General features: G+C 49.8%; 19 protein-coding genes. 4 read left to right on the forward strand and 15 right to left on the reverse strand.

All coding sequences use genetic code 11. The features are described 5' to 3' along the window. Positions 1 to 6 precede the first annotated feature (6 nt). A complete protein-coding gene (gene aspS, locus CFREI_RS07370) occupies positions 7 to 1,797 on the reverse strand; it encodes an aspartate--tRNA ligase (protein ID WP_027012225.1) in 1,791 nt (596 codons plus the stop codon). Positions 1,798 to 1,997: 200 nt separating this feature from the next. Between aspS and ypfJ the strand changes: the two genes are divergently transcribed. After that, positions 1,998 to 2,885, forward strand: a complete 888-nt coding sequence (gene ypfJ / locus CFREI_RS07375) for a KPN_02809 family neutral zinc metallopeptidase (RefSeq protein WP_027012224.1) — start codon at positions 1,998 to 2,000, stop codon at positions 2,883 to 2,885. Positions 2,886 to 2,899: 14 nt separating this feature from the next. Here the strand turns inward: ypfJ and CFREI_RS07380 are convergent, their stop codons facing one another. From CFREI_RS07380 to CFREI_RS07390, 3 genes are all read right to left on the reverse strand, one after another. Then, positions 2,900 to 4,855: a vWA domain-containing protein gene (locus CFREI_RS07380; RefSeq protein WP_027012223.1), complete on the reverse strand. Its 1,956-nt coding sequence runs from the start codon at positions 4,853 to 4,855 to the stop codon at positions 2,900 to 2,902. 123 nt (positions 4,856 to 4,978) lie between these two features. After that, on the reverse strand, positions 4,979 to 5,701 hold the full coding sequence (locus CFREI_RS07385; RefSeq protein ID WP_027012222.1) for a hypothetical protein: 723 nt from the start codon (positions 5,699 to 5,701) through the stop codon (positions 4,979 to 4,981). Beyond that, positions 5,694 to 8,303, reverse strand: a complete 2,610-nt coding sequence (locus CFREI_RS07390; protein ID WP_027012221.1) for a DEAD/DEAH box helicase — start codon at positions 8,301 to 8,303, stop codon at positions 5,694 to 5,696. The genes CFREI_RS07385 and CFREI_RS07390 overlap by 8 nt, the downstream gene beginning before the upstream one ends. A gap of 56 nt (positions 8,304 to 8,359) precedes the next feature. Here CFREI_RS07390 and CFREI_RS07395 point away from each other — a divergent pair, with 56 nt between their 5' ends. Continuing rightward, positions 8,360 to 9,070 carry a hypothetical protein gene (locus CFREI_RS07395; protein ID WP_027012220.1) on the forward strand — a complete coding sequence of 237 codons (711 nt, stop codon included), beginning with the start codon at positions 8,360 to 8,362 and terminating at the stop codon, positions 9,068 to 9,070. Here the strand turns inward: CFREI_RS07395 and hisS are convergent. Next, positions 9,042 to 10,340 (reverse strand): histidine--tRNA ligase, encoded by a 1,299-nt coding sequence (gene hisS, locus CFREI_RS07400; protein ID WP_027012219.1) that lies wholly within the window; start codon positions 10,338 to 10,340, stop codon positions 9,042 to 9,044. The two genes, CFREI_RS07395 and hisS, sit on opposite strands and share 29 nt — an antisense overlap. A gap of 9 nt (positions 10,341 to 10,349) precedes the next feature. Continuing rightward, positions 10,350 to 10,994, reverse strand: coding sequence for an MBL fold metallo-hydrolase (locus CFREI_RS07405; RefSeq protein ID WP_027012218.1), 645 nt, complete (start codon positions 10,992 to 10,994; stop codon positions 10,350 to 10,352). Positions 10,995 to 11,101: 107 nt separating this feature from the next. Between CFREI_RS07405 and CFREI_RS07410 the strand changes: the two genes are divergently transcribed. Both CFREI_RS07410 and CFREI_RS07415 read left to right on the forward strand, forming a co-directional pair. Beyond that, a complete protein-coding gene (locus CFREI_RS07410) occupies positions 11,102 to 11,935 on the forward strand; it encodes a peptidylprolyl isomerase (RefSeq protein WP_035111459.1) in 834 nt (277 codons plus the stop codon). Between the two features lie 298 nt (positions 11,936 to 12,233). Next, complete coding sequence (locus tag CFREI_RS07415) at positions 12,234 to 12,497, forward strand: hypothetical protein (protein ID WP_027012216.1); 264 nt, start codon at positions 12,234 to 12,236, stop codon at positions 12,495 to 12,497. A 958-nt stretch (positions 12,498 to 13,455) separates the two neighbouring features. Here CFREI_RS07415 and CFREI_RS07420 read toward each other — a convergent pair. From CFREI_RS07420 to yajC, 9 genes are all read right to left on the reverse strand, one after another. After that, on the reverse strand, positions 13,456 to 15,741 hold the full coding sequence (locus CFREI_RS07420; RefSeq protein ID WP_027012215.1) for a RelA/SpoT family protein: 2,286 nt from the start codon (positions 15,739 to 15,741) through the stop codon (positions 13,456 to 13,458). Between the two features lie 20 nt (positions 15,742 to 15,761). Next, positions 15,762 to 16,307: an adenine phosphoribosyltransferase gene (locus CFREI_RS07425; RefSeq protein WP_205618445.1), complete on the reverse strand. Its 546-nt coding sequence runs from the start codon at positions 16,305 to 16,307 to the stop codon at positions 15,762 to 15,764. 2 nt (positions 16,308 to 16,309) lie between these two features. Continuing rightward, positions 16,310 to 17,911: an ABC transporter substrate-binding protein gene (locus tag CFREI_RS07430; RefSeq protein WP_240483199.1), complete on the reverse strand. Its 1,602-nt coding sequence runs from the start codon at positions 17,909 to 17,911 to the stop codon at positions 16,310 to 16,312. A gap of 89 nt (positions 17,912 to 18,000) precedes the next feature. Beyond that, positions 18,001 to 19,398, reverse strand: coding sequence for an LssY C-terminal domain-containing protein (locus CFREI_RS07435; protein WP_051255845.1), 1,398 nt, complete (start codon positions 19,396 to 19,398; stop codon positions 18,001 to 18,003). A gap of 73 nt (positions 19,399 to 19,471) precedes the next feature. Beyond that, positions 19,472 to 20,107, reverse strand: a complete 636-nt coding sequence (locus tag CFREI_RS07440; RefSeq protein WP_027012212.1) for a putative Ig domain-containing protein — start codon at positions 20,105 to 20,107, stop codon at positions 19,472 to 19,474. A 371-nt stretch (positions 20,108 to 20,478) separates the two neighbouring features. Next, entirely contained in the window at positions 20,479 to 21,783 is a 1,305-nt protein-coding gene (locus CFREI_RS07445; RefSeq protein ID WP_027012211.1) for a putative Ig domain-containing protein, read from the reverse strand. Between the two features lie 391 nt (positions 21,784 to 22,174). Next, positions 22,175 to 23,329 carry a protein translocase subunit SecF gene (gene secF, locus CFREI_RS07450; RefSeq protein WP_027012210.1) on the reverse strand — a complete coding sequence of 385 codons (1,155 nt, stop codon included), beginning with the start codon at positions 23,327 to 23,329 and terminating at the stop codon, positions 22,175 to 22,177. Further along, positions 23,330 to 25,189 (reverse strand): protein translocase subunit SecD, encoded by a 1,860-nt coding sequence (gene secD / locus CFREI_RS07455; RefSeq protein WP_051255844.1) that lies wholly within the window; start codon positions 25,187 to 25,189, stop codon positions 23,330 to 23,332. A gap of 136 nt (positions 25,190 to 25,325) precedes the next feature. After that, positions 25,326 to 25,601, reverse strand: a complete 276-nt coding sequence (gene yajC, locus CFREI_RS07460) for a preprotein translocase subunit YajC (RefSeq protein ID WP_051255843.1) — start codon at positions 25,599 to 25,601, stop codon at positions 25,326 to 25,328. Positions 25,602 to 25,966: the final 365 nt, after the last annotated feature.

Below are 25,966 nucleotides of genomic sequence, written 5' to 3' on the forward strand. Positions count from 1 at the left end.
GCGGATTTAGGCTTCAACCTTCTTTTTGGGCTTCGCATCAATACCGGTTTCTTTCCGCTGCTCCGGGGTGATTGGCGCAGGCGCATCGGTAAGTGGATCTACACCGCCACCGGACTTCGGGAAGGCGATAACATCACGAATAGATTCAAAGCCACCAAGCAATGAAACAATGCGATCCCAGCCAAACGCAATACCCCCATGTGGAGGTGCTCCAAATGCGAAAGCATCAAGAAGGAAGCCAAATTTTTCTTGTGCTTCCGCTTCGGAAATGCCCATCACCTTAAACACGCGTTCTTGAACATCACGACGGTGGATACGAATCGAACCACCACCAATTTCATTGCCGTTACACACAATGTCATAGGCATATGCCAATGCTGATCCCGGATCAGTATCAAATGTGTCCAAGCATTCAGGCTTTGGTGAAGTAAAGGCATGGTGGACTGCAGTCCAAGCGGAGTGGCCGAGCGCCACATCGCCTGAGGCCTTGGCATCAGCGGAAGGTTCAAACATTGGTGCATCTACAATCCAGGTAAATGCCCAGTCCCCTTCTTGAATCAAGCCAAGTTTATTTGCAATTTCACCGCGTGCAGCACCCAAAAGTGCGCGTGCGCTCTTGGTTTCGCCAGCGGCAAAGAAAATACAGTCGCCTGGCTTTGCCCCTACATGTGCAGCGATTCCTTGGCGCTCTTCCTCGGTAATGTTTTTTGCCACCGGGCCGGAAAGCTCACCGTCTTCACCTACCAAGATATAAGCGAGACCTTTAGCGCCGCGTTGCTTTGCCCATTCTTGCCAAGCATCGAGTTGACGTCGTGGCTGTGAGGCACCGCCTTCCATAACCACTGCACCAACATATTCATTTTGGAACACACGGAATGAGGTGTTTTTAAAGAAGTCAGTACATTCGGTGATTTGAATATCAAAACGCAAATCCGGCTTATCAGAACCGTAGAGTCGCATTGCCTCGGCGTACGTCATACGAGGAATCGGAGTGCTGATCTCGTATCCAATAAGCTTCCACAACGAAACCAAGATTTCTTCAGCCAAGGCAATAACATCGTCTTGGTCAACAAAACTCATTTCCAGGTCTAGCTGGGTGAATTCTGGCTGGCGATCGGCACGAAAATCCTCATCGCGGTAGCATCGTGCAATCTGGTAGTAGCGTTCCATCCCGGCAACCATCAGAAGTTGCTTAAACAGCTGTGGTGATTGTGGCAACGCATAGAAGGAGCCCGGCTTTAAACGTGCAGGCACCAAGAAGTCACGAGCACCTTCAGGTGTAGAACGAGTTAGCGTTGGGGTTTCAATCTCGGTGAATTCATGCGCATCTAACACCGAGCGGGCCGCGCGATTTACGGCAGAACGCAACCGAAGTGCGTTTCCCTGATTTGTACGACGCAAATCTAAGTAGCGGTACTTTAAGCGAGCTTCCTCGCCAACCTCGCCGCCGGACGCGGCGTCGTCAATCTGAAACGGCAAAGGTGCAGATTCATTGAGTACTACTAGTTCAGTGACGTTTAGTTCAACGTCACCGGAAGCAAGATTTGGGTTTTCAGATCCTTCCGGGCGAGCTTCCACAATACCGGTTACCTGAATGCAGAATTCGCTGCGCAAAGCGTGCGCGCGTTCAGCAACCTCGTTATCGCGGAAGACTACTTGTGCAATGCCGGAACGGTCGCGGAGATCAATAAAAATCACGCCACCATGGTCACGACGGCGGGAAACCCACCCGGTCAACGTGACGGTTTCGCCTGCAGTTTCTTTACGCAGATCGCCCGCCAAATGAGTGCGCAGCACGTTCGTAGGATCCTTCCATGTAAGGGAAATGAAAAACTCTCCGCCCGATCCTACCCCGTTGCACTATAAACAGCGGCGCCGCCCCACCCCAATACAACGATTAGTGCCTACCCGAACATATCTCCATCTGATGGGGATTAATCAACATTCTTAGTATTTCTACCCGGATTTTCCTAACAAACGTATGCGATAATATTGTCATGACCTTTCGCGATGATGTCACCAAATCAGCTCCCGGCGCTAGTAAACGCGGCCCCGGTGGCACCGTTGCCATCGGCGGCGGCCTTGGCACACTCGTGCTTGTAGCCCTATTTATTTTTATGGGTGGAGATCCTAAACAGCTGGAATCTATGCTTGGGCAACAAACCCAACAAGAACAATCCAGTAATGGCCAAGAGCAAGCTTCCGGGCTTGACCACTGCAAAGTCGGCGCCGATGCGAATAAATATGATGATTGTCGCGTTGATTTCACGGCATCTTCACTCAATGTGATTTGGGGAAAGGTGCTGCCTGAACAAGCACAAATTGAATATACACGGCCTGATGCTGTGATTTTCCAAGGCAGTACAAACTCTGGTTGCGGCCAAGCTTCAGCTTCAACCGGACCGTTTTATTGTCCCCGAGACCAATCAGCCTATTTCGATGTTTCGTTCTTTGAGCAATTGCGCGGACTGGGTGCGAAAAATGCGCCTTTCGCCCAAGAATATATCATCGCACATGAGTTTGGACATCATATTCAACAATTAGAGGGCACCCTTAAACTCAGCAACTATAATCAGCCTGGCGCGGATTCTAATGCAGTCAAGATTGAGCTTCAGGCAGACTGCTATGCCGGTGTTTGGGCCCACCATGCAGACGATGGTGAAAATGCGCTCCTAAAGGAAATCTCCCAACAGGAAGTCCAGGATGCTATTGCCGCAGCCCAGGCAGTTGGTGATGACAATATCCAAAAACGCTCAGGCGGCGAGGTTCGCCCCGAGGCATGGACACACGGTTCTTCGGCCCAACGCGCGGAAGCATTTATGGCTGGATTTAATACCGGAAAAATGTCTTCATGTGACACTCTGGAACGAGGCGTTTACCGTTAATCCGAAATAAGACATTATTTTCGGGTTTTTATTAGCACGGCGGTGGCTGTTATAAGTACGGCCGCCGCCGCAACACTTCCGCCCACAATTTTTAGTGTGGTGTTTACACTTGTGGTTTGTATTGGTGCTGCAGTTTCAGATGCAGCCTCCGTTACCTTTCTTTGCGTAGCGGTTTCGGTTTCTTCAGTATGTGCCGCTGTTTGAAAATTTGGCCCGTGTTTCGGTGCCCCTTGCGGTTTTAGTGTAAGCCGGTACTTTAATCGAGCAGGCTGTGGTTCGCCTTCATTCAGCGATCCAGCGGTATTAGTAAAACTCAATGCCACATAGTGGTTGCCGCCTAGCCAAAATGAACGGGCATTAGCCCCTTCGGCGTGTACATTCCCATAGGAAATCGGATAACGGGTACCAAAGTTCACAGGTTGTTGAGTATCAGCAAGCGCAATATTGCTGCCACCGATAATCTCCTGGGATTGTCCTAGCGCATTGATCACTTGGAGTTCCAAGGTGCGGGAATGCTCTCCGTCACCTTCTGGTTGGACTTGACCTAGATCTTCGAGCACTTCTAATGTCCCATCCAGTGTTTGTCCCCATTCCACGGGCACCGAATAGAAATGCGTTTCTCCTTGAGAGATTTCTCCATAGGTGGTGCCCAGTAGTTCTTCAGCACCTTCCGGCTGGGTATTGGGTTGCACCGCTACTACGTTTTCGGTTGAGGAAAGCGCTTGGATATCACCCGTATTACGTTCTTCGGTTGGCTTAGAGTGGAATTCATCGCCGAGGTCTTCCGGTTCTGGCACCGCAGCGAATGTCATATCGATATCAATGGAATCTTTGTATTCATTGGATCGCATTAGGTGCAGGTCAAGGTATACATCATTGGTATTGCAGCCGTCGCCGGGTTCATATAGGTCACTAACCAGGTATCCGGCTTTTGGGGCGTCGGTATCTAAAAAGTTACTTCGACTGGTGCCATTACTGGAATTGCAAGTCACCATGGTGCCATTGTGGTCATATTGGAGCGACGGCGAAAAAACAAACCCACCTGGACTGCGGAAAAAATGAACGGTTCCCGTAATGGGTACGGCAATATATCCAATGTGTAGTCGGTGCCCCTCCGGAATTCGGAGTTTGAGCATATTTTGACCGTTTTCTTCTTCCGCTTCAGTGAGTGTTTGTGCAGAGATTCGGGTCGGGTTGTCCAACGTGCCTACCGGCACTTCGGGGGCGTCGTTAATGTCTTTTCCTAGCTGTATTGTTCGCTGCGGAAATTTGTATTTACTTTGCACACTTTCTTTGGCCACACTGGCTAGCGCAGTTTGTAGTGAATCGGTGTCGGAGGCTTCCGCAAAGATCCCACCAGTTGTATCTGCAATGCATTGGAGTTCTTTGCGCGCCATTTCAGTTGCTGCAATCCCAATGGTGTGTATGGAAAGCTGCTGGTCCTGTCCTTTTAATTGTGCTGCAGTGTCACAGGCTGGCGGAGGCGTACAAGTATTTTCCCCACGGGCGATAATCACCATGTGTTTTTTGCCAGGTTCGGTAAGGAATTCATTTGCTTTGAGTAGTGCCGAACTTATAGCCGCTCGCCCACCAGCTTCGAGTGGTTCAGTGCGTTGCTGAAGATCACTCACAACATGCTCACGTGGATCCGAAACCACAGTTATGTTTTGGCAATCTGCTTCTGGTTCGGATTCACCATAATCGGTGTCCGCGGAATTTATTGACGCCCCGTAAGTGACCAACCCCATTGGAGCCTGGGCTGGGAAGTGACCTAAAAATGTATTGAGCGTGTTTTTTGTAGTGCTAAAAAGTGTTTCGCCTGCGGCGTCGAGTTCCTGCATTGAGTCCGATGCATCGAGGATTATGACGGTAGGATTCAGAGTTATTTCCGCATCTGCGGTGGGTGGGGAAAGCAAAACCCCGAAGCCGATCACTGCTGCCATTGCCTTGATCGCACGGGCTACATTCATAGTGATTCCTCGTTTTAGGTGAAAAATGCCAAACACTAGATTAAGAGCGAAACGAAAATGTTACTGGAAAAAGCGTCAACTCAATACCGAATAGTTATCAATTTGCGATATTGCTACTACAAGTCATTTCGAGTCCCGTAGGTCCGCAAGGAAGTTTCGACGTCGCCGCTCACCTCGATGCGTGCACCAATCACAGTGCTCCGCTCCCGTGGTATACCAATGACAACACGAATTGCGGTAGAACACCGTTGCGCGTTTGTCACCATATTGCAATTCTTCAAACCAACCAAGTTTTTCTAAGGTTGGGTCTGCCCGAAGCAAGGTATTCCCCAATGCAGTACTATCCAACGACGGGTGTTTCCGACCCACATTTCGAACTGCAGCACCAATGGTTGCGGCAATATTTCCCTTCAGGTTGGCCACACCGACCCCAGTCGCTATATGAAATGAATACACAAGCGGCTGTATAAGACCGAAAGCATATTCCGTGGTTTGAGCAGCACTTATACTCCGCGTTGTGATATCAGCTACAGAAATCGCTGTTGTGGCTCCATGTTCCATATGCAACCATGTAGCCCGATCCGAAAACTCAAACACACAGCCAGTAAGCATCCAGTTCGCAATATTAATTCCAACAATACGGTGCGCGGCGCGCTGAAACGCTAACGAACCAGCATGGCGCAGTTTTTCAACTCGATAATGAGTTTGAAATTGCGTTGCGACGTCGCGGGCCACCTCAGTATCTGCCAGCTCACCAAGACACACCACCCCAGCTTTTGGAACACCTTCAAACAGCTTGTATTGGAATGACACCTTGCGAAGTTCGCTCGTTAACTCATTATTCACTGGTTGGTTCCGCATCCATATTCAAGCGTGCGCGTTCTTCCGCAATAATCTGAGCTGCCAATTGAGCCTCTGAAATATCTACTGCATCCTCAACCTGTGCAGATTCACTGGGGCGCGCATAGGAATCAAAAATTGCACGTTTTTCTGCAAGGATGTTCAATAGTCGCTCGTCCGCAGTATCGTCCGCGATAAGACGATGTACTTGCACCACCCGTGTTTGCCCCATGCGATGCGCCCGGGCAATCGCTTGGTCTTCAATCGTTGGTTTCACTTGTGGCTCTACCAAAATCACAACTGTGGCCGCCTGGATATTTAGACCCACACCAGCCGCCGTAATTTGTGCAAGCAAACAACTCCCGGCATCAGAACGTCCTAAGTTATCGACGTATTCTTGGCGCACTGTAGGCGATACCTTTCCGGTAATCACCCCAACAACACGCTCCCCCAATGCCGCTTCAATGCGTTCCAGCACCGGCAAGAAATACGAGAAAATAATAATTCGATCGCCGTTTTCTCCAGCGGTTTCCACAATGGCACGAATCCGCTCAAGCTTCGCTGGCTCCATATCCGGTGTAAACATCGGCGCACGCCTAATTTCCATCCAGTTTCCACTGGCAACAGCATTCTTATAATGCTGTTGATCATGCGTATTCAACTCAACCCAGTCAATTTGGTCAAGACGCTCTGGAAGTTCACTTAATACATCACTTTGATTTCGGCGCAGATAGGCGGGTGCAATAGAACGCCGAACCGAAAGTGCACTTTTTTGGGTTTGTGGCACTAGTTCTGGTTGAAGGTAGCCGACCAGTGTTAAAAACTCCGCGACCCTATTTTCTAATGGGGTCCCAGTAAGCAACAGTGCATACTCGGCTTGGGAAATAAGTTTAGATACCGCTTGGCTTCTGCGCGTTGCCGGATTTTTTAGAAAATGTGCTTCATCAGCAACGATTGCTTGTGGAGTCACCGCGAACTCGAGCGTGCGGGCACCATCATAAGTGCATAGCAAAATACCACCATCAGATACCCAGCTCCCCATCGCTTCTTGCTTTAATGCACCATGCGCAGCATAAACAGCAATAGTGCTAAACTTTCGAATTTCTCTCACCCAATTCACTACAAGTGCTGCCGGGCAGACAATAACGCTGTGTTGTACCCCCTGTGCATGCAAATGTGCCAGCATCGCTAGTGCCTGGACAGTTTTACCAAGGCCCATTTCATCGCCGAGAATGGTCTTTTTCTGTACCAGCGCAAACCGGGCGCCGTAGGACTGATACCCACGTAGAAAAAGATCTTGAAGGAGTGAGGTATCTAAACGCAACCTTCGAATTTGGTCGATAATACTGGCATCGAGTAGCTCGTTATCCACGTCGATTTCCAGGCCCAATAATGCCTGCAACAGCCCTTGATAATGTGCTGGGCGCTGTTGGTAGTCTTCCCAGGCGGCGTCACCAAGATCGGTAATACTGTGTGGCTGGAATAGCGCTGGCGATGCCAATGCCCATGCAAGATCATCTACAAAAGTCTCAAAGGATTGGTCATGGGAGGGCATGCAGACAAGCCAAGGATCTTGTCCTGGCATAGCGGACGGCAAGCTTTGTGCGTATTCGATAATTCGTTTCTTTCGCGCACGTTCAGCAGCATCGAGCTCTACCATTTGACTGAAACGTGCAAGCACCCGCACAAGCCGGATAACCGGAGCGGTCGGGACGTCGCCAATCCGCGTGGAATGTTCCAATTTCGCTTCATAGCGCAGTGTCTGGGCAGCACCTTTCATTCGCCGCGCAGTCTGCTCACCAATGCCATTGACCGAAGTCAGGGTGGAAAGCGGAACTCGCAGCACATCAGCAACAGTAGTTACTTGGATGGTCTCCAGTCCGGAAAAACGTAGCTGGCCTTGAGTTGCTTGTTTTAAAGTCTCAACCGGCAATTGGGCCATAAGTTCTTCTACCCGCATGTCAGTTACATCCTGGAGAGCCCGCTCTGCCTCAGCGCGAAGCCGCGGCTCGGAATCTGGGTGCTCCAAAAGATCTTTCACCAATGCATGAAGCCGGGCAACCTGGGCAGGGTCTAAATATTCCTGGCGTATTGAATCAAGACCGAGTGCTAAGGCCAAGCTTTTGGCTGCAAACGTTGTGTATTCCTCGGGGTGACCGATTGTATGTATCTCAGTGAATTTTCGGGCTTGACGTGCCGCGAGCAAAAGTGGCTGTATGGCGGAAACTTGTGGGGCGTTAAGAAGTACTTCAAGTTGTCGTGCAGCTGCGAGACCAACCTCAATATTTGCCAACCCCAAGACTCGCCGAAAGAAACCCGCATTCGCTTGCTCGGCCTGACTACGCAATACCGAAATTTGCTCGGCAGCTTCCCCAAACCGTAGCAACGTATCTTCTGCATATGTGTGGCGTGCCATTTCCGCTTGCAAGTAAGGCTCATGCCAATGCACCACACCCGGTATAAGCACATGCGCCTCACCAATACGAGGATGGTCCGCAACCGTTACTGGGGTTTGCTGCAGCGCCTGCCAAATCGCCCGCGCCTCAACTGCCTGGGCTAATACGATATCGGCGCGCTGCAATAACGCCGAAACTTGGTCACGATTCATGGTCACTTATTCTCGCATAACCCAAATACCAAAGGCATCGCGGTTACCCTAGGACTATGAATCGCGCTACCCCTTTTCTGGCAGCTTTTAATGATATTGAACAATATCTTCGGCGAACCTACGGATCCCGCAACACCGAAGGCTTTAGGACATTAGTTCGAATGGCTATGCAGAATCAGGCAATACCTCAAGTGCAGGCCGATGCCTTATTTGCCTTTGCCGACCTCCGCAATGCTATTAGCCACGGCGCCTACAATGACGGCAAGCCCATTGCCGAGCCTTTTGAAAAAACCGTAACCGAAATCGAATCACTCCGTGACCTGATTACAAAACCCCCCGCAGCATTGGCAATCTTAGGCGAACGGACACCTCAAGTACTGACCCCCGCCACTACCATTACGGAAGCTCTTCGCCTACTGCACACCGATGAACTATCAGCACTGCCAGTGTATAGAAAGTCATTTACGTTTCTACTTACCACCGATATGATCGTCCGCTGGGTAGCCGAAGACCTTGATGACGATGGCCGCCTTAACGCTCACACCGTCAGCGACCTGGAACCTTACGCAACGGATATGGACACCGCGCATTTCGGACGTTTAGATATTAGCGCGGCCACAGCAATCCACCACTTTACTGATCCCGGTCATTCCGGCCTACTTCCCCGCGCAATTATTTTAAATGCGCGAGGAACTCACAAAGAACCGCCCATACGAATTATTGATCGAGCTGAACTACCTAAGCTGGTCCAGGCGCTGGAGTTTTAAGCTGCTCGGCAAGGAAAACCTCCAACCCGTGCAACGTGACCTCTTGTTGAGTATGGGCATCAAGATCTTTGACCGCAATGCTCTGCGAAGCAAGCTCTTGATCGCCCAATACCAATGCAAACCGTGCACCAGCTCGGCTGGCGCCCTTCATAGCACCTTTCAAACCGCGATCACCATATGCCATATCAGCACGTAACCCGGCAACACGAAGCTGATGAATAATCTTTACCATTGCACGCTTTGCCTCAGCACCAAGCGCAATACCATAGAAATCAACACGGTTACCTGCACCAACCGTAAGCTTTTCCGTCTGCAATGCAAGCAAAGCGCGATCTACGCCAAGGCCGAAACCAATCCCGGAAAGTTCCTGTCCACCAAGCTCAGCCATAAGGCCGTCATAGCGGCCGCCACCGCCAATACCGGATTGCGCACCCAAACCATCATGAACAAATTCGAAACAAGTTTTGGTGTAATAGTCGAGACCGCGAACCATGCGAGGATTAATCTCATAGGCAACACCAAGGTCATCAAGCAAACCAGTCACGGTTTCAAAATGTTCTCGAGTTTCGGCGGACAAATAATCCAACATTAGTGGAGCTTCCGCCGTCATTTCGCGCACGCTTTCACGCTTATCATCGAGTATCCGCAATGGATTAATTTCTGCGCGGCGGCGAGTTTCCTCATCGAGTGGTAGCGCGAATAGAAACTCTTGCAGCTTTTTCCGATACTCAGGACGGCAGGTGTGATCCCCCAGGCTGGTGAGCTCTAACCGGTACCCCTGCAAACCAATCGATCGAAAACACCGATCAGCCAATGCGATAACCTCAGCGTCGAGTGCGGGATCATCTACACCGATTGCCTCCACACCGACTTGTTGCAATTGCCGATACCGCCCCGCTTGCGGACGTTCATAACGAAAACACGGGCCAGCATATACCAATTTCACAGGCAACTGGCCACGGTCAAGCCCATGTTCGATAACGGCACGCATGACACCGGCCGTACCTTCCGGGCGCAGCGTCACAGAACGGCCACCGCGATCCTCAAAGGTATACATTTCTTTACTAACGACGTCCGTCGACTCACCGACTCCACGTGCGAATAACGTGGTCTCCTCAAAGATCGGCAATTCAATATGCTCATAACCTGCTAAATGCGCCTGATGGGTAAAACCATCTCGCACCGCAAGAAATTCGGGAGACACCGGAGGAATATAATCCGGTACCCCCTTTGGAGCATGAATGACTGGATTCTTCTTGGATTTGGTCACGAATGAAGATTATACGGCCAAGTTCTGTAAAAACGGATTACCTATACGCTCAGCACGCATCGTTGTAGCCGGACCGTGCCCAGGAAGAAGGTGCAATGCATCATCCAATGACAAAACAACATTGCGTAAAGACTCCTGCATCGCTTCAGGATCAGAATGAATCAGATCCGTACGACCGATAGATCCTTGAAATACAACATCGCCAGTAAAACAAACCTCTGTGCCTACGAAAATCACGCACCCTGGGGAATGCCCCGGAGCATGACGCACAATAAACTCTTCACCAGCAATATCAAGTACTTCTTTATCAACGAAAAACCGCAAATCATGTACTTTCCCCATATTGGTGGCGTCGAAAAGAAGTGCGGTGGTGGGGGCTACACCGGTGGGTGGATCAGTAATCATAAACGCATCTTCGGCATGAATGCATACTGGAACGTTCCAGCGCTTCGCCACCGCCGCCGCGTCTCGCGTGTGATCGATATGCCCGTGGGTCAGTAATACCTTATCAACCTGTAAATTGCGCTCCTCCACAATCGCGACAATGCGATCAAGCGAATGCATTCCTGGATCCACCACAACCACATGGCCGTCATTGGCAATCAAATAGCAATTAGTTTTGAACGGCCCAGCGGCAAAGCCCATAATTTCCATGTAGACCACACTAAAGGTTGAGTGTTGCCCACCGCTACAATAGCCTCGGCAATACAATGAGCTGACAGTAAAGGCTCGACCCAAAAAATATAAGGAATGTTACAAAGGTGAGCAATAAGGAACGGCGTCAAAAAGCACTACATGAGCTTGAACGCGAACTCAAAGCCCGGGACCGCGCCGAAAAAATGCGACCGCTTGGAGTTGTAGCGGCATCAGTCATTGTAATTCTTGCCATCGTAGGTGGTATTTGGTACGCCACCACCCGCAGCGATAGCGAAGAAACAACCACGGCAAGCTCAAGCAGCCCCAGTTCTTCGCAAGCCATGGAACCGGTAGCAACCAAACGCCCAACTGCCCTGCCTGAAAGCGTGACCTGTACCTATAAAGACGCAGGCGAACCGGCACGCCAAGTAAGCAAGCCAAAAACCGAAGGCGTATCCACCAAAGGCAAAGTGGACATCGAGTTTGATACCAGTGCTGGAAAAATCGGAATGACTCTCGATCGAGAAGTCTCCCCATGCACCGTCAATGCCATCGAACACCTAGCCAAAGAAAAATACTACGACGACACAATCTGCCACCGACTTACCAATAGCGGCCTTCACGTTCTCCAATGCGGTGACCCAAGCGGTACCGGAGCGGGCGGCCCAGGTTTCCAATTTAATAACGAACACCCCACTGATACCGCAACTCAGCCAGCAACCGTAAACTATGGCCGCGGCACCATCGCCATGGCAAACGCAGGCAAAGACACCAACGGGTCACAGTTCTTCCTTAACTATGGAGACTCCCCACTACCAACGGACTACACCTACTTTGGCCAGATCAATGATGAAGGTCTTAAAACACTCGATGCAATTGCCGAAAAAGGCATTGCCGATGGCGCACCCGATGGAGCACCAGCCGAAGAAGTAAAGATCAAGACGGCTACCGTCAAATAGCATTACTGATCGATAACATAGACTCCCCTGAATCCTGAATCGTTATCTTAACGTCCTCTCATCATAGAAGCTCGATAGCTTCACAGAAAGAGTTCAGGTCAGGGGACTTTTTATTTATAAACAAACAATTGCCCAATACATATCTAAGCTTATTGATACTAGATGTACACAATTTAAAGAACGATTTCCGTAAAACTCCCGAGAGAAGCACAACAATTTCCGTAAAATTTCTTGATTTTTCTTTGAAACGCGGCTACCTTGAAGCACAGCTCGATAAACTCAAAAGAAAGGCTTGTTCATGAAGCTGTTTACCCGTAAGGGCCTCACTGCTGTAGTGGCTGCCGCCGCAATTTCCCTCACCTCTGTAACTGCTCCTCCGGCTGCTTTCGCAGAAGAGACGGCCTCTTCCTCCACCACCGATAAAGACGGTGGCAACTCCCTAAAGGGAATCGTTGAGGCTATTGAGCTTGTGGCCCGCCTTTTCGGCAGCATCACCAAGCTGCAAGGCAACTTCGATAAGCTCTTTAAGAATGCAGGTTCCAGCGCCCCAGCAGGCTCCTAAGATTCACTAGCGCCAACCACCCGCACCCCTATAGCAAGCGGGTGGTTTTTTGCTAGCTCCCCCAAGTTAGGGGAAGCAGATTTAAAGCTTGCACAAAATACAATTCTGGCATTTAGCAAATGAGCTACATAATGATTACCTGCGTGCGAGATTATCGCTATAGCTACATTTCTTTTACAATGCACTACTGAATAGTATTTCCAGTGCGGGAAAACAATACATATACCTCAATGAAATTTTGTTGAGAAGTCCCGCACATTAGAAAATAGCGGCGAACTAGCCCCCAAATTTAGTGGCGCATAATGGGTGGGTGGCAGGAAACATGCCTAACAAACTGCGTTAAACCGATCCCTGACGCGAAAATACCTTTGCATATTGGGGTGGATTCTGAAGCGCTCCCCCATCTGCCAGCTCTTTAATTGACTGACAGAAATGGGTTTTAGCATTCAATGTGACTGGCGTGGTTTGTGGGTTTGTAGGACTTGTGGCTTGGTTTATGGCCGGCGGTTTGGTTGTGTACGTCTGGTTACCTGGGATTTGATTGGGTTTGGCCGATCTTTTCGGGTGCTGGTTGGGCGCTGGCTAGACGCGTTGTCACAGATTCCATTTTTTCGGCGGATTTTATGGAATCTGCGACACGATAGGTAGGGAACCTGTCACGAATTCCATTTTTTTCACTGTTTTAATGGAATCTGCGACACACCCCAGGTCAACGATTGTGCGCAACATGGGTTGCTGTCACAAATTCCATTTTTTCAGGCGATTTTATGGAATCTGCGACACTCGACATAAAAACATCACCAGTTTGATAGGGTGGGCCTATCAAACCGCAGGAAAAGCGGTGCACTGCCTCAAAAATCAGCCTATCTGCACTAAAATCAGGCAGATTTGATGGCAACCATAAATCCCAAGCACTATCAAACGAAGAACAATCCAACCTGCGGGGGCAAGAGTTCAATTATCCCCCAGATGTGACTCGATACACATCAAACACGCCTTCAATATTGCGAAGTTGTGTCATTAGCGAACCGAGTTGCTTAGTATCAGATACCTCGAAGGTAAACCGCGCAACAGCAACATGATCTTCTGCAGAATGCGAATTCATTGCTACTACCGCAACCTTTTGTTCATTGATTACCCGAGTAAGTTCAAAAAGCAATCCATTTCGATCAAGTGCTTCTAGCTGTAGTGTTGCAGCGAAAGCACTATGTCCCTGGTTTGCCCATTGCACATCAATAAGCCGTTCAGGTTCTTCACGTAGCTTTTCTGCATTTGTGCAGTCTGTTCGGTGCACTGAAACGCCGCCGCCGCGGGTAACAAAGCCAAAGATGGTATCGCCTGGAACTGGCATACAACACTTGGCGAGTTTTGCCATTACATCCGGGCTACCTTCTACAAGAACGCCTGTGTTGTCTGAAGGCGAAGATTGACGCCGCTGCGCCTTAAGCTCACTAAAGGGAGTCCGAGCTGCCAGAGCATCCGTTGCATCATCTTGATCGCCGAAAATAGCCATGAGGCGATTTGCCACATGTTGAGCAGAGACCGAGCCAGCACCAATTGCTGTGTATAGCGCGTCCACATCCGTATAGTGGAGTTCTTCAGCCACGGCTTTCATTGATTGGGAAGTAAACAACCTATGAAGTGGAAGCCCACCGCGCTGCACCTCAGCTGCCAAGGCATCTCGGCCAGATTCAATTGATTCTTCGCGGCGTTCTTTAGCAAACCACTGCCGGATTTTCGCTTTTGCCCGTGGTGAAACAACAAATTTTTGCCAGTCTTTGCTGGGACCAGCAGACGGGTCTTTCGAGGTAAATACTTCGACGCGGTCACCGGACTTCAAGGCGGATTCAAGCGCAACGAGTTTCCCATTGACTTTCGCGCCAATACAACGGTGACCAACTTCGGTATGTACCGCGTAGGCGAAGTCCACTGGGGTGGCGTCGACAGGCAAATTGATTACGTCGCCTTTGGGTGTAAACACAAAGATCTGTCGAGAGGTCAAGTCATACCGCAGACTATCCAAAAACTCGTTTGGATCAGCAGCCTCCTTCTGCCAATCAAGTAGCTGGCGCATCCATGCCATTTGGTCAACTTCAGATTGCTCCCCGCTGTGGCTACCCTTAGTTTCTTTATAACGCCAGTGCGCGGCAATCCCATATTCAGCGTTATAGTGCATTTCATGGGTTCGAACTTGCACTTCAAGAGGCTTACCACCAGGCCCCATAACGGTAGTATGTAGCGACTGATACACGCCGAATCTAGGTGCGGAAATATAATCTTTAAATCGACCCGGCATCGCTGAATACAGCGAATGTACCGTTCCGATTGCCGCATAGCAATTCGGCACACTATCAACCAAAATTCGAATACCCACCAGATCGAAAATCTCATCGAAGTCTCGACCGCGGACAATCATCTTCTGATAGATCGACCAATAATGTTTTGGCCGCCCCATAACTTCCGCCGGAATATGATTTTCTTTCATTGAGGCGGTTACATTAGCGATAATCTCCTGTAGGTATCGGTCACGTGACGGCGCTCGATCTGCTACCAACCGAACGATTTCCTCATATTTTTTGGGGTACAGAATCGCAAAAGAAAGATCTTCCAATTCCCATTTAATGGAAGCCATGCCCAAACGGTGAGCCAATGGGGCAATAACTTCAAGGGTTTGCCTAGCTTTTTTAGCTTGCTTTTCGGGAGGAAGAAAACGCATGGTGCGCATATTATGAAGCCGATCGGCAACTTTTACCACCAATACGCGCGGATCCTGGCTCATGGCCACAATCATCTTTCGGATTGTTTCTGCTTCCGCCGCAGCACCTAACGCGACCTTATCGAGCTTAGTTACGCCATCAACTAGCCTAGCTACTTCCGCACCAAAATCAGCTTCCAAGTCCGCTAGAGAATACTGGGTGTCTTCGACGGTATCGTGCAATAAAGCGGCAACCAATGTAGTCGTGTCCATACCAATTTCAGCTGCAATGGTTGCTACAGCCAACGGATGGGTAATATACGGGTCTCCTGATTTCCGGAAGACACCTTCATGGAGACGCTCCGCAGTGTCATAAGCACGCTGCAGAATACTAATATCTGCTTTCGGGTGAATTTGCTTGTGAATACTTACCAGTGGGTCCAAAACCGGGTCTATTTTTACCCGAGAACCCGTTAGACTCCGGGCTAGGCGCGCAGACATGCTTCGCATATTTACCTGTTGCTTAGGTGGCTTTCTATCAAAGCTCATCGCGCACTAGCTCCCTTAAATCAACACGCTTTATCGGCGTTAATTACGGTCAACGGTAAACCAGCAAGCCGTTCTCGGCCACCTAAACCAGCAACTTCCAATACCACCGCGTGGCCAATCACAGTGGCTCCACAGCGTTCCAGAAGTTTTCGGGCCGCAACCAACGTGCCGCCGGTGGCAAGCACGTCGTCGACAAGCACAATTTTACGACCTTCTAAGGGGATACCTGAGGCTGGGACCTCAAGGGCAGCCATGCCGTACTCAAGTTCGTATTCTTGGGAATGTACCGGTGGCGGAAGCTTCCCTTTTTTTCGTACCGCTAAAATACCAAGACCAAGTTTGTACGCAACTGCAGAACCAAGCAGGAAACCGCGTGCATCGAGTCCACCAATCATATCGGCCCCAAGCCGTTCACACGCCTGAGCTAGCTCATTAACCACGAGTTGGAAGGCCTCCGCATCGGCAAGCACCGGAGTGAGATCCTCAAAAATCACGCCTTCCACTGGGAAATGTTCAACAAAGCGGATTCGATGTGCGAGGGCTTCTCTCGCATTGGCATAGGCCATTGTTATTCACTCTCCTGCCAGCGTTCCATATTCCAACCAATGCCAGAACCGGAAGAATTCAGTACGACATTGCCCACGGCCCGATCCACAACAAACGTTCGCGGCTGCGGCGAAAGCGGAATCGTTGGAACCTCATCCCACAAATACTCCTCAGCTGCGCGAAGCGCCTCAGCATTCGAACCAGTGGTGTCGCTCATTCCATAGTTCAACATGGGATCGATTGCGAGCAAAACAGCATCGATCGTACCCTCGACCTCTTCGCTCTCACCGCGGCGTACAACATGCATAACATCCTGCAGATACTGCCCTTCAGCTGACGCATCATGGATGGTTACCCCCGCGGGTTCACAAGAGCGTTTTATCGCTTCAACCATCGCACGTTTACGCTCGTCTGGTGCTCGATACCCAATCCTTATCGTCTGCCCACGCAACATTTCCGAACGAGGAATATCTACCCCAATATGCGCATCTGAAATCGCCATCGTTTGGGCATTTACTGGGTCATCGGAAGTGGTCAATCGGGTACCCATTGGTGGTACATGTACACCACTTTTATGGGAGGATGCCACAGCGACGGCTTTTTGATCAATACAGGCTGCAAATGCCTGGCGAGCTTCTTTAGTCTCCAACACTCCCCGATTACCTAGGACCAACACTTCATTTAAATCCCCGATAACCGGTGTAACTTCAAACGGATTTTTGGGATTATCTCGATCTACCCATTCAATATTGCTCACACCAACGAGGTCAGCAATTTGGATATGTCCTGCATCTGCTTTTTCCTTGGTGTTAACTCCATCTGGCCAAACAGTTATCCGTGAGAGTTTAGTTTCATCACCAACAAATTGTTCATTGCGCACAAGGTGCACTGCCCCTTCCTTATCCACGCGCTCAATGCGATAAGGTCCCGAAGCTACTTGTAATTCCGAATCAAAAGCATCAAGTTTAAATCCGTCGCGCCAAATTCTTGCTACCTCTTGTAACCCTTGCTCATCATTTTCAATAAGCCGAGTCTTTAAATCTTCCAAGCTTATATTTGCCTTTTTTGCAATAGCATGTGCTGGCAATACGGTGCCTGGAGAAAAGAGGTGACGCCAACGTGCACCTAAGCGATCTTTAAAAAACACGGTAAATTGTTTGCCATTTGGACGACACTCCAATTTTTCCACTTGCTCCATAAGTGGAATATGGGATTGGAAAAGGTCACGCATTGCCCCGGCCTTATAAGCTAAAAGAAAATCCACACAGGTAACTTCGGTGCCGTCAGAATATTTTGCTGTTTTAGAAATTGTATAGGCTACCTGCCTCGTTTGCCCTGGTAGGGACTGAGCTACAGCGAAATCCACATTTGGAATAAGCTGTCCACGCTGACCAATGACAAATACTGAGGGATATAACCTGCCCGCCAATGCTTCCGCACGAGATGATACGCCCAAATCACTGCCAGCATTTGAAGTTAACAACGGACTTGCCGCAACATAACCAAATTCGACTTCTGGTTCTTTCTTGGTGGTTGAGCAGCCAGCAAATAATCCCACCGTTGAAAGTAACGCAATAATACCTACGACGCGCTTGCGTGACGCACGCCTGCCAGATATAAACACCGTCAACCTCCACAGATTAGAAGTGATCTGGAAATTATATCCTCTCACTCCATTGTTCTTTTCGACGCCCCTGCTTCCCAAGCGCACCATCATTGCGGCAACTTCGCTCGCTTGAAAAATTCTTTCTTTCGATCACTCCATTGCTGAATTGATGGGCTCGATAGCGCAAGCATCGACAAAATATTAAGAGGCAGCGTTTCACGGACTAAAATTGCCCCAATTCCAAATTCACCTGAATTATATAACGCTTCCGCCGCTAATACATCAAATGAAATAAGGACCAACAGCCAGAGCCTCGCAATCGTTTTCCCATTCCACGTAAACCACGCGACGATACCCAATACAATTGTTGGCAAAATAACCGTGGATACCGTTACAACTTCCCGCAGCGGAACATCGGAAGGTAGTTCGAATGGCGAGTAGACCATATTTGTATACGCGCCAATAATCGCAAATATTATCGTGAATATCGTACCCGCAATAAGCGCGAGCGGACGCTGCATTTGTGGAATATAACCTTCCACAACAGCATCATTATCGGGTGCAGCATATCCCCCGGGGTCTGCTTGGGCATAGCCTTGCGCTGCGCGCTCCACCGCAAATGGGATTTCCAAATCCTTAGAAACCGGCACATAATCCAAACACACAATTGGAAGATTGCCATCCGTAGTTACCAAATCACCGCCACCATTTCGGGAGTGATAACCAGTGGAGAAATTTTCGATAACCTCCACCCTTGCCTCTGAATTTGAAACCAAAAGCGAATGAACAATATAGTCACGTTCAATATCAATATTTGCGTCGATTTTGTGGGTGATTTGAAAAGTAAATAACGATAATCCCACCGAGCGGTCGTACGTCCCCGCGGCCACCCATTGAACACGCCGACCACCCGGCAATAGCCAATGGTCAGGGCATCGCCATAATCGCACGTGGTGTCGTTGAGCAGCGTTTCCCTCCACTTCCTGCTGATACGCCAGGCATTGTCTACGCCCGAACACGAACAGTGGACTCACTGGCGCTTCAGGATAGCTTCGTTTTAATACTGAACTTAGGATAATTCCCCACGAACTTTTAAATGTCACATCATCTGCGAGTGTCCACCCCGCTAGAACCATCGCTTGATGTATTTCTTTGGCACTACCGTGAAACGCCAGGTTGATCGGGTCCCCTAAAAGTCCGTCTGAAGTGCGGGCCCTGCCAATAAAATAGCCTGGAACATATATTCGCGTAAAAATTCGGTGGATTCTTGGGAGCACAAGATACGCCGCAATTGCCCAGAACGGAATAAAAAATAATTGATACGGCCAGTCAATCACCAATGATCGACTCAGCAATAGTAATGCTAGCCACCCAGCGAGTAGTGTCGCCAACACGAAAAATAGATTATCCACAATCTCGGCCGGACTTAATCGACGAATCTGCGCATCACGGACCTTCGATGGGACATGCTCATACTTTGGGGTTCCATGAAAAAACTTCGCCATAGCAAAATTGTAGCGAGTGCTTTACCGCCGAGAACCGGCCAAAAATACAGCAAACAAGCTAGCCAAACACAGCTTACTCAGTTGTTGCTTCTGAGGATTGAGTGTTTTCTTGGCCTGTACCCAAAATCTTCTGTACGAGTTCTTTAATGATCTCAACACCACGCTCAGGTCGCGTCAAGAGTTCTTGAATCACTGAAGGGTTTTTAGCATCTGCACGAGTCAGCGTCATAACAAATGAACCTTTACCCACCTGCCCCTGTAGATTGTACGTAGTCATTGCGATTTCGTACTCACCTTCAGGACTATCGCTCGGTGTGCCGGTTATCTCACTGGTTAGGGGGTGGAATGCAAGCCCCGCCGGAAGCCCACTCACCACGGCAACGTAGGTATCAGCTGGAGAGTCAATCTGATACCTAAATGGCTTTCCAATCGTCACATGCATATCCGGCACATGCGGCACCGCAGCCTGATTCCCCTGCTGCTTCGGCGTTTCACTTGGGGTCGCTTGTGTTTTCTGGGCCGGACTCGGTTCAGCCGCAGGCGGTAATGGCTCAGCAGGCGATGGGGTCGAACTTATTGCTGGTTCCGATACCGGTTCCTGGATTCCAATAATTGACACATCCGCCAATGGATGAGCACCAGTTGGAGGCGCCAAAATAACCGTTAGGCTAGCGGCAGTAGCTCCCGCTAAAACTCGGAAAGATCTCATGGCGGAGGTCCTCCTAGGTGGACTTCTTTTAGGTGGTGGACGTGTAAATTCTTATTCTCAAAATTTTCCTAGCTGCGCCACCATTATATTCCCTTAAAGAAAATAATGAGTACTGCAACACTTTCGATACTTCCGCATAAAAACCTGTTACGCAAGTGATAAAAGTGGTAACTGATATCACTTGGCACTATAACATCACAAAGGCCCCCTATTGGGGGGACAATGTAACATCATGGTATTAAATTACGGTCGAAACCGCTAAGTGAAAACTTTGCGAACCTCATCTAGTTTCTACCATATAAAAAGCGCCACTGCCTGCAGGAATATTGCCCACAAACAATGACGCGTTTTATATTGTTGATCGCTGTGCCTTATCCGCGGCGTCGTTGAGCGAGTAGCAGCGACCCTCCAGCAGCGAAAGCTAACGCAGACAACAAGAATGCGTTGATCGCTTCCGCAGGTCCGGTATTTGCAAGTTGCTGTTGTGGCGCGGCCTGAGCAGCTGGTTGTGTTTTATGCTCAGGTGCACCCCCACCCATTCCGTCGTTCTTCGGCACACCTTTAGTCTGCGCAGGCTGGTCACCGCCACCTACACCTTGAGGACCATTATCATTTTCCGCGCCTGCAGGTGCCCCCGGAGCTGGTGCGGCATCTTCGGGCCGATAATCAGAGCTGCCCATTGACAGCGCACCAAGCACACCAGCACTCAACGCAACTGCTGCAACACTGGACAACAATCCCCCAAAGGCAGCTGAGCTAGCTGTGGAACTTCCACCCGCCGACATGGAACCAGAAGCACTGCCACTACCTGAAGAAAGTGCACCAGCACTTTCACTGGACATTGCCCCACCCGAGCCCAAAGCTTCTCCGGAGCCCATTGCCCCGCCGGAGCCCAAGGCACCATCTGAACCCATCGCGCCACTTGAACCTGCAACATCACTGGAAAGTACGCTGCTTGTCAGCCCAGGATCGACCATTGAGCCTGGCGCCAGTGACATGGTGAAGCTACCTTGGCTTGAGCCACCATCGCTACCAATAACACCAACTTCACTTATTCGGGCTGGCCCTGGTAGTGCAGTACCTGAAATCAAGCCGGTTGAGGAATCGTAGGAAAGACCCGCTGGCAAACCGCTCAGTAGCGGTGCTGAAGAGCCAGATGATAGTGGAATCTGGTAGCTAAATGGAACCCCTACTGGTACCTCCATATTTGGAATGAACGGTAATACGGACGAGCCGGGAGCAACGCTTCCAACTCCAGCCTCAGCTGACTCGCCGGCCGACCCCAGGGGGCCAGAGCCTACTGGGCCAGACCCCAAAGCGGCATCGGAGCCGTACCCTGACCCTGGCGCTGAACCCAAAGCGGCATCGGAACCATATTCACTTCCCGAGCTCGAGCCAGCACCTGGAACTACTGCCGGAGCAGATGGGGCTGGTGCGCTAGGCCCACCGGATCCGGTTGAAGAACCCAGTGCTGGAACCTTTGGAATGGCGTCATCGAGGCGGATCAATTCACTTGAGAGTTGAACACCACTGGTAAGGCCTCGAAGCTGACGTTCTACTTCACTACCAGCATTTCCGTTTTGGCATTCCGCTTCACACGCAAACGCTGGTGCCGGCATCATGGTGGCCGAAAGCCCCGTAACGACTGCACCAACGAGTAAACGAGAACGTTTCATATTTTCCTGAACTCCTTGGGTGATTCAAAAATGGTCAAACATGAAGGAAACTTGAGATAAGTCTGCGAAGCACGGAAAAGGTTTTAGCAACTGAAATTACACCTAGTCCTAAACCGCACTAATTCCGATGCTTCACTAAAGTTCATTCGCACACAAGGTATATCTACAAATAATGTGACTAATAGGACATAATTACATTAATAGTACCCCTAGTATGGGGGTGGTAATTGCCACCACTATTAGGGGCATCGCTCAGAATTATCTAAGAATCCGCTGGTACCACCCATCAAGGTTTGGCAGCAAAGAATCTAATTGTCCCCTACCTATCAAATAAGAAAATCGTCACGTTTGTGTAATACAAACGTGACGATTTATTTATCGAATTGAATTCCTATTCGGCTCCAGGCCTCCAACTCTTACCAGAAGAAGTGTTTGAATTATTTGTAGTTTCCGGCCCTGCAGGAGTAGTAACAATTCGTTTTCCATCTGCATTCCGCGTAAATTCTGAGGTGGAAACCAATTCAGCTTGTCGCTCTTCTTCCTCTGGTGCTGCGCCATTCCGTACGGCGTCAACACGTGCATTGTGGCGCTTGATCTTCTTTTGTCGGTTCTTAAGGCTCACTAAGAACGGTGTAGCCAAGAATACCGAAGAGAACGTACCCTCAATAACACCTATTAGCTGTACAAGCGCAAGGTCTTTTAGCGTTCCAACGCCCATAAGCCATACGGCCACAACCATCAAAGCCAGAATCGGCAGCGCTGAAATTACGGTGGTTGAAATCGAACGCATAACAGTCTGGTTAATAGCTAAGTTTGATAGCTCACCATAGGTGCGGCGAGTGGTTGATTCGAAGCCCGCAGTGTTTTCCTTGACCTTGTCAAACACCACAACAGTGTCATACAAGGAGAATGCCAGCACTGTGAGCAAACCGATAATGGTTGCTGGAGTAACTTCAAATCCGATTAGCGCATAGACACCAGCAATGACAATGGCGTCTACTCCAAGTGCGGAAAGCGCCGATATAGCCATGTCTCGTTCAAAACGAAGCGCGATGTATACAAAGATCAATGCAAGGAACAAACCAAGGGAAATCAGCATCCAGTAGGTAATTGTGGAACCCCATGACTCGGACACCGTAGAGTCACCAATAGCCTCGGCCGATGGGCTTCCTGAGGTGCCTTTTGGTTGGAATTCGGTAAATAACGCGTCTCGGGCTGAGGTGATTTGTTCATCACTAAGGCGCTCTGAGTTGATTTCCAAAATGCGAGAATCGCCCGCACCAACAATTTGAACCGTTACTGGGTCTACCCCCGTAGCGTCGGTAAATACTTTTTCTACTTGGGTCGTTTCCAGATTGTCTGCCGGCATATTCATTTTCGTGCCGCCTTGAAAATCAATGCCGAGTGTAAAACCTCGGATAGCAATAGCAAGGAAACAGACCACCAGGACAATTCCCGTGATTGTGTACCAGAGACGTCTGCGACCAACGAAGTCGACGCCACCTTCCCCGGTGTAGAGGCGTTTGATGGTTCCAGTGGAGCTCATTTACTTCTCCTCTTCATTGTTGGGGGCTGGGGTGCTGTACGCGAGTTGTTCTGCGGTATGCGGGGCGTCGATACGCTCATTGCGTTCTGCTTGACGTCGTTCTGCCACTTTCATCACGCTTGCCAAACCGTTGACACCCGGGCGGGCAAACCACGGAATGCGCGAGGCCAAAATAACCAAAGGCGCGGTGACTAGGAAGGTCACCAGGAGGTCGAATATTGTGGTGAGCCCAAGCGTAAACGCAAACCCCTTGACATCACCAACCGCAAGGATATAGAGCACTACAGCTGCAATAAGGGAAACGAAGTTACCAGAGATAATGGTTTGCTTCGCGCGAACCCAAGCACGTGGTACAGCCGAGCGGAATGTGCGGCCTTCACGTATTTCATCTTTAATACGTTCGTAGAACACCACAAAGGAGTCTGCGGTAGTACCAATACCAATAATCAAACCGGCAACGCCAGCCAGATCAAGCGAATATCCAATCCAGCGCCCTAGTAGGACAAGTGAGCCATACACTAATGCCCCCGAAGCAAAGAGCGAGAATATGGCAAGGAATCCGAAAACCCGGTAGTAGGCAAGCGCGAAGAGTGCTACCAAAATAAGGCCGACCAAACCCGCAATTAAACCTGCTTTCAACGAAGCAATACCAAGCGATGCAGGAACAGTGGTAGCGGTACCACCACGTTCGCCATTTTCACCGGCAAAACTAAGCGGCAGCGCACCATAGCGCAAATTATTTGCAAGTTCAGTAGCTTCTTGTTGCGTAAATGCACCAGTGATTGAAGTTCCAGATCCTGGAGGCGTCGGGGATTCGATTCGAGGCGCGGAAAGCACTTGGGAGTCAAGAGTAATAGCAACCTGGCGTTGCAAATATTCTTCGGTGAGTTGGTACCAGGTGGATCCGCCTTGCTCTGAGCCTTCAGCTTTAAAAGCGAAGTTGATTTCCATTACACCGGTTTCGGGGTTAATGCCACCGGTAATTGGTCGGTTGGTGTCAATCTCATTGCCAGTAAGGCGCTTACCATTGGCTTCATCAGTTTCCCCAACAAGCAATGGGGACGCACCTAGAATGTATTTTTGATCTGTTCCAACTTCACAAGCAATCAGCGGTTTGCTTGGTTCATCGGTTCCGGCAATTGGGTCAAGTTCATTTCCACATTGCAGCAACGTGAGTGCGGCAAATTGTTTTGTGGGATCCTCGGATTGCCGGTCATTACGTAATACTTCAGTTGTTTTTTGACGGTGTTCCGTGGCAGCTTTCGGGTTTTTCGGTTCCTCAGCTGGTTTTTTGGTTACTTTTGGTGCTTCGGCATTTGCATCTGCATTTTCTCCAGCTGCTGCCCCCGCTGCTTTAAGGCCTTCGTCAAGTTGTTTGAGTGCTTCATTAGCTTTTTCTGGGGTAATCACACCACGCTCAACCCAACGATCCGCCATTTCCACGGTAGTTTGAAGCAAGACTGCAGGATCAGGTTGCTGAGGTTCCAGCACTGGCCTAAATAACAATTGCGAGGTTTGACCCAGGGCTCGTGCTTGGGAAGTATCTTCCCCCGGAACGGTGATCACCAGTGTGGTGCCATCAGTAATCACACTGGCACCACTAACCCCCATGCCATTGACACGGTTTTCCAGGATTTGACGTGCTTGGGATAGCTGCTCCGCGGTGGGGTCTTCACCTTGCGGAACGAGGGTCACACGGGTTCCACCTTGCAAATCAATGCCCAGTTTTGGGTTTGCGCTGCGGTCGCCGGTGAAAAAGATAATTACGTAGATGGTCACTAGGATGGCCACAAACGCCGCTATGGCAAGTTTGGGCCACCTGGCGAGTCCGACGCGGGTGCGCCCGGATGACGATGCCACTGGGTTGTTCTCCTCGAGGATCGATGTACAGATTGATCAGTCCACACTCCCGTGCGGGATGTGCCCAACCTAAAAAAGACTTATTCAAATCTAGTCCACTGGACATCGTACGTCATCGTTCTGGCCCTGTTTATTCTTAAGGCTTATCGACGTCCCCCTCACGGCGACGCACAATAGCCGCCAGGTCCCACGTGGTCACCACATCTGGTGCAAGCTCTAAATCGACCTCTTGTTCACGCACCGTAACGACGACTCCATGAACCCCCGCAGCCGTAACTACCCGATCACCTGTTTGAACACTTGCTTGTAGCGCTCGGCGCTCAGCAAGCAGACGCTGCTGACGACGCAATTGCAAAAGCGAAGGCACTAAAAAGACAACAAGCAATAACGCAAGCAGTAAATATTGTGACATTGCCTTAGTGTGCCATATTTAGGGATGCTCCCCCGTTTGTTGGACTACATCGTTCTGAGTTTTATCGCCGGTAGTTTGGTTACGCACGTCTGGTGAACTGGAATTTGGTTGGGCTGCATATGGGTCTGGTTGGGGCCTGCTTGGAAGCTGCATGTTCTTTTCGGGCGCTGGGTGGTCTTTTTGGGCGCTGGTTGGTCCTTCCTGGAGGTCTGGTTGGGTGCGTTGTCACAGATTCCATTTTTTCGGCGGATTTTATGGAATTTGTGACACGATAGGTAGGGAACCTGTCACAGATTCCATTTTTTTCGCTGTTTTTATGGAATCTGCGACAAACCCCAGGTCAACGATTGTGCGCAATGTTGGTT

The sequence above is a fragment of the Corynebacterium freiburgense genome, assembly GCF_030408815.1.
Taxonomy (GTDB): Bacteria; Actinomycetota; Actinomycetes; order Mycobacteriales; family Mycobacteriaceae; genus Corynebacterium; species Corynebacterium freiburgense.

Bases quoted from the DNA above. Each gene is read 5' to 3' on its own strand.
- ypfJ (WP_027012224.1), top strand. From the start codon at position 1,998: ATGACCTTTCGCGATGATGTCACCAAATCAGCTCCCGGCGCTAGTAAA.
- CFREI_RS07380 (WP_027012223.1), bottom strand. From the start codon at position 4,855: ATGAATGTAGCCCGTGCGATCAAGGCAATGGCAGCAGTGATCGGCTTC.
- CFREI_RS07390 (WP_027012221.1), bottom strand. From the start codon at position 8,303: ATGAATCGTGACCAAGTTTCGGCGTTATTGCAGCGCGCCGATATCGTA.
- CFREI_RS07395 (WP_027012220.1), top strand. From the start codon at position 8,360: ATGAATCGCGCTACCCCTTTTCTGGCAGCTTTTAATGATATTGAACAA.
- CFREI_RS07405 (WP_027012218.1), bottom strand. From the start codon at position 10,994: ATGGAAATTATGGGCTTTGCCGCTGGGCCGTTCAAAACTAATTGCTAT.
- CFREI_RS07415 (WP_027012216.1), top strand. From the start codon at position 12,234: ATGAAGCTGTTTACCCGTAAGGGCCTCACTGCTGTAGTGGCTGCCGCC.
- CFREI_RS07420 (WP_027012215.1), bottom strand. From the start codon at position 15,741: ATGAGCTTTGATAGAAAGCCACCTAAGCAACAGGTAAATATGCGAAGC.
- CFREI_RS07425 (WP_205618445.1), bottom strand. From the start codon at position 16,307: ATGGCCTATGCCAATGCGAGAGAAGCCCTCGCACATCGAATCCGCTTT.
- CFREI_RS07435 (WP_051255845.1), bottom strand. From the start codon at position 19,398: ATGGCGAAGTTTTTTCATGGAACCCCAAAGTATGAGCATGTCCCATCG.
- CFREI_RS07440 (WP_027012212.1), bottom strand. From the start codon at position 20,107: ATGAGATCTTTCCGAGTTTTAGCGGGAGCTACTGCCGCTAGCCTAACG.
- CFREI_RS07445 (WP_027012211.1), bottom strand. From the start codon at position 21,783: ATGAAACGTTCTCGTTTACTCGTTGGTGCAGTCGTTACGGGGCTTTCG.
- secF (WP_027012210.1), bottom strand. From the start codon at position 23,329: ATGAGCTCCACTGGAACCATCAAACGCCTCTACACCGGGGAAGGTGGC.
- yajC (WP_051255843.1), bottom strand. From the start codon at position 25,601: ATGTCACAATATTTACTGCTTGCGTTATTGCTTGTTGTCTTTTTAGTG.